This window comes from Streptomyces sp. WELS2, assembly GCF_013870595.1.
GTDB lineage: Bacteria > Actinomycetota > Actinomycetes > Streptomycetales > Streptomycetaceae > Streptomyces.
Genome location: NZ_JACBWZ010000520.1, coordinates 1 through 4,527, shown reverse-complemented (window position 1 = coordinate 4,527; position 4,527 = coordinate 1). Strand labels below are relative to the sequence as shown.

The following is a 4,527-nucleotide window of genomic DNA, read 5'->3' as shown; positions in this document are numbered from 1 at the left end:
CTCCCGAAGCCGCCGAGGCCGCCGCGGCGGCGGAGGCGACCGAGGAGAAGACCGGCCCCGGTGCGAAGTCCACGGCCCGGAAGGCGACCGGGAAGGCGGCGAAGAAGACGCCCGGCAAGCCCGCCACCGGGACCGGCGCCGAGGAGTCGTCCGACGCATAGCGTATGACGACTAGGCAAAGTCATGTACATGCCTGAACGGGAGAGAGCAGAGTCGTCCGTGTCCGACCACCGATCGGCACGCTCGAAAGGGACGACCCATGGCACTCTCCCGTTCGGCACGTCTCGGAGTCCTCGTCACCGCGGCGGCCTCCTTCCTCGCCATCGCCGCCGCCGCGCCCCCGACCCAGGGCGCCCCCGGCATCGGCGACCCCTACTTCCCGCGGCTCGGCAACGGCGGCTACGACGCCCGCCACTACGACCTGGACGTGGCCTACGCCCCCGGCACCGGACGCCTGGACGGCCGTACCACCCTCACCGCGCGCGCCACCCAGACCCTCTCCTCCTTCGACCTGGACCTGCAGAAGCTGGAGGTCACGCGGGTGGAGGTGAACGGCAGACCGGCGCGGTTCAGCCGGGACGGCGACGAGATCACCGTCACCCCGCGCCGGACGCTGCCCGAGGGCCGTGACTTCACCGTCTCCGTCACCTACGGCGGCATCCCGCGGCCCCTCAGCGGATCCATCGTCTTCGGCTCCGACTACGGCTGGATGAAGACCCCGGACGGCGTCTTCGTCGCCTGCGAGCCCAACGCCGCCTCCACCTGGTTCCCGTCCAGCGACCACCCCGCCGACAAGGCCACCTACGACATCCGGATCAAGGCGCCCGAGGGCCTGACCGCCGTCTCCAACGGCCGGCTGGTGTCGACGTACGACAAGGACGGCTCGACGTACACCCACTGGCGGGAGTCGAAGCCGATGGCGACCTACCTCGCCACCGCCACCATCGGAAAGTTCGACGTGCGCACCGGGCGCACCCCCGGCGGCATCCCCGTCTACGTGGCGATCGACCCGGTGCTGAAGGGCGCGAGCAACGTCGACGTCTACGGCGTCACCGCCGCCGCCACCGACTACTGGTCGCAGGTCTTCGGGCCGTACCCCTTCGAGGAGACCGGTGCCATCGTCGACGACATGCCGCAGGCCGGGTTCTCGCTGGAGGTGCAGTCCAAGCCCGCGTACTCGGCGGTGCGCAGCGAGGGGACGATCGTGCACGAGCTGGCCCACCAGTGGTTCGGCGACTCGGTGAGCGTGGCGCACTGGAACGACATCTGGCTCAACGAGGGCTTCGCCACCTACGCCCAGTGGCTGTGGGCCGAGCACCAGGGCACCCGCTCCGCCCACGACTCCTTCCGCGCCGGATACGACTCCCGGCCCGCCGACGCCGCGTTCTGGCAGACCAAGCCGGGCGCCCCGGAACGGGACACCATGTTCTCCTCCGCCGTCTACCAGCGCGGCGCGATGACGCTCCAGATGCTGCGCGAGCGGATCGGCGACCCCGCCTTCTTCCGGCTGCTGCCCGCCTGGACCGCGCTCCACCGCTACGGCAACGCCTCCACCGCCGACTTCGTCCGCCTCGCCGAGCGGGTCAGCGGGCGGCAACTGGACGACCTCTTCGACACCTGGCTGTTCACACCAGGAAAACCTGCCTTGTGACCTGGCTTTGTAAGGTTCAGGTGGTCTGGCAGTAGAGAATGTCGGGGTGCAGCTCCAGCAACTCTTCAGTCCCTCCGTCCAGCACACGCTCGATGTGATCGGGATCTTCGTGTTCGCGATCTCCGGCGCGCTGCTGGCCGTCCGGAAGAACTTCGACGTGTTCGGCATCGCCGTGCTCGCCGAGGTCACCGCGCTGGGCGGCGGGCTGTTCCGGGACGTGATCATCGGGGCCGTCCCCCCGGCGGCCTTCACGGACCTCGGGTACTTCGTCACCCCGCTGCTCGCCGCGCTCGTCGTCTTCTTCCTGCACCCGCACGTGGAGCGCATCCAGGCGGCGGTGCTCGTCTTCGACGCGGCGGGCCTCGGCCTGTTCTGCGTCAGCGGCACGACGAAGGCGTACAGCTACGGCCTCGGCCTGACCGCGTCGGCGACGCTGGGCCTGGCCACCGCCGTCGGCGGCGGTGTGCTGCGGGACGTGCTGGCCAACGAGGTGCCCTCGCTGCTGCGCTGGGACCGCGACCTGTACGCGGTCCCGGCGATCGTGGGCTCCGCGATGGTGGTGCTGTGCATCCGTTACGACATGCTCACCCCGCTCACCAGCGGGTTCGCCGCGCTCACGGCGTTCGTGCTGCGCCTGCTCGCGATGCGGTTCCACTGGCGAGCGCCGCGTGCGTGGAACCGGCGCTCGACGGTGACGGAGGAGTAGCGGACCCGGCGACGGAGGTGTCCCGGCCCTCGGCGCGGCTCTGGCCCATCTGGAGGGTCAGCCAGCGGAAGACGGTGGGGACCTGCGGGCGCCACAGCGCCATGGTGTGCCCGCCCGCGCTGCGCGGCAGGAAGACCACGCGCACGGTGGTGGGTGCCTTGGCGGCCGACTCCAGCGCCATGGCCGCCTGGTATCCGTCGCCCGGCTGGCCGGAGAGGTACAGCGCGACCGGCGGCGGGGTGGCCGCCGCGCGCAGCAGCAGATAGGGGTTGTTCGCGGCGCGCAGGGCCGGGGTCTGGGCGGCCAGGGAGTCGCGTTCGCCGATCGGGTCGTTGTAGCCGGACATGCTCACCGCGGCCCGGTAGCGGTCGGGGTGCGCCACGGCCAGCTTGACCGCGCAGTGCGCGCCCGCCGAGTACCCGGCCACCGCCCAGCCGCGCGGGGCGGGCTGGACCCGGAAGTTGTCCTCGACCATCTTCGGCACGTCGATGCTGAGCCAGCTGTCGGCGTTGACCTGGCCGGGGATGTTGGCGCAGCCGGTGTCCACGCCGGCCAGCAGATTGGTGCGCGGGGCGACCAGGACGAACGGCGCCACCCGGCCGTCGCGCATCAGCGGCAGCAGCTGCTCGGGGGCGTGCAGCGAGCCGAACCAGGCCTTCGCCGAGCCCGGGTAGCCCGGCAGCAGCTCCACCACCGGGAACTCGTGGTGCCGGTAGGCCGGGTCGTCGTACTGCGGCGGCAGCCAGACGTAGACCTCGGCGTTCACCCCGGAGACGCGGCCCTTGAGCTGGGTGACGCGCACCGGGCCGGCCGCGCGCATGCCGGGCCCGCCGGCGGGCCGGAAGGTCTGCCGGACCCTGGGCAGCCGCTGGACCGAGATGCCCCCGGTGCCGTCCCGGCCGAGGTCCGCGGCCTGCTGCACGTGGTTGCCCGTGCCGAGCAGGTCGGCCCAGTCGTCGTACAGGTTGTTCTGGTTGTTGACCAGCACGAACACCAGCGTGACGGCCGTGCCCTGGGCGAACAGCAGCATCAGTACGCGGGCCGCCGCCCGCAGCGGTCTGGGTCCGCGCATCCGTGACCACAGCGTGAGCGGCAGTATGAGGGCGACCACGGACAGCACGATGGTGGTGCAGAGGAACGGAGTCCCGGTGAGGCTCATGTCCTCATAGAGGGGAATCCGGGCGAGTGGGTTGTGGACGTGTCCGGACACTTACCGAGAAATTGCCCGGTCTTCACCGGGAGTGGAGATCGCCGGGGGCCCCCGAGGAAAGCTACCGCTTAGTATTTACATGTTGTACCGTTCGCGCATGGCAGATGCAGCTACCGTTCCCGCCTCGCCGGCCGCGATCGGCGACAGCGAGTTCGACCGCGACACCGCGGTCACCCGGCGCGAGCCCGGCGTCTACGACATCGACCTCTCGGCCGGCTGGACCATCATCAGCGCCGTCAACGGCGGCTATCTGCTGGCCGTACTCGGCCGGGCGCTCGCGGACACCCTCCCGCACCCGGACCCCTTCTCCGTCACCGCCCACTACCTGACCGCCTCGCGGCCCGGCCCGGCGGTCGTGCGCACCGGGACCGTCCGCACCGGCCGCACCCTCTCCACCGGCCAGGCCTCGCTCTTCCAGTACGACGACGAGGGCAACGAGGTGGAACGCATCCGCGTCCTCGCCTCCTACGGCGACCTCGCCGCCCTCCCCGACGACGTCCGCACGACGGCCACCCCGCCCGCGATCCCCCCGATGGAGCGGTGCTTCGGCCCCGAGGACGGCCCGGCCCCGATCGACGGCAGCAACGCCATCGCCGACCGGCTGATGATCAGGCTGGACCCCGCCACCACCGGCTGGGCCCTCGGCAAGCCCTCCGGCAAGGGCGAGATGCGCGCCTGGTTCGGCCTCGCCGACGGCCGCGACGCCGACCCGCTCTCGCTGCTGCTGGCCGTGGACGCCCTGCCGCCCACCGCCTTCGAGCTGGGCCTCAAGGGCTGGGTGCCGACCGTGGAACTCACCGTCCACGTCCGCCGGCGTCCGGCCCCCGGCCCGCTGCGGATCTCGATCACCACCCGCAACCTGGCCGGCGGCTTCCTGGAGGAGGACGCCGAGGTCTGGGACAGCGAGGACCGGCTGGTCGCGCAGTCCCGCCAGCTGGCCCGGGTCAGGCTCGGCTGAGC

The 4,527-nt window shown here is 71.7% G+C and carries 4 protein-coding genes; 3 read left to right on the top strand and 1 reads right to left on the bottom strand.

The annotated features are described in order from the left end of the window. Positions 1-259 precede the first annotated feature (259 nt). Together H5J33_RS24660 and H5J33_RS24655 are read left to right on the top strand one after the other, a co-directional pair. Entirely contained in the window at positions 260-1,651 is a 1,392-nt protein-coding gene (locus H5J33_RS24660) for a M1 family metallopeptidase (protein WP_181797074.1), read from the top strand. A gap of 46 nt (positions 1,652-1,697) precedes the next feature. Continuing rightward, entirely contained in the window at positions 1,698-2,357 is a 660-nt protein-coding gene (locus H5J33_RS24655) for a trimeric intracellular cation channel family protein (RefSeq protein ID WP_181797073.1), read from the top strand. On the opposite strand, the gene H5J33_RS24650 is transcribed toward H5J33_RS24655, so the two are convergent. Then, positions 2,266-3,516, bottom strand: a complete 1,251-nt coding sequence (locus H5J33_RS24650; RefSeq protein ID WP_181797072.1) for an esterase family protein — start codon at positions 3,514-3,516, stop codon at positions 2,266-2,268. The genes H5J33_RS24655 and H5J33_RS24650 overlap by 92 nt on opposite strands. A 148-nt stretch (positions 3,517-3,664) precedes the next feature. On the opposite strand from H5J33_RS24650, the gene H5J33_RS24645 reads away from it, so the two are divergent. Continuing rightward, positions 3,665-4,525, top strand: coding sequence for a thioesterase family protein (locus H5J33_RS24645; RefSeq protein ID WP_181797071.1), 861 nt, complete (start codon positions 3,665-3,667; stop codon positions 4,523-4,525). Positions 4,526-4,527 lie beyond the last annotated feature (2 nt).

Excerpts from the sequence above, each read along its gene's own strand:
- H5J33_RS24660 (WP_181797074.1), top strand. The coding sequence starts at position 260 with ATGGCACTCTCCCGTTCGGCACGTCTCGGAGTCCTCGTCACCGCGGCG.
- H5J33_RS24645 (WP_181797071.1), top strand. The coding sequence starts at position 3,665 with ATGGCAGATGCAGCTACCGTTCCCGCCTCGCCGGCCGCGATCGGCGAC.
- H5J33_RS24650 (WP_181797072.1), bottom strand. The coding sequence starts at position 3,516 with ATGAGCCTCACCGGGACTCCGTTCCTCTGCACCACCATCGTGCTGTCC.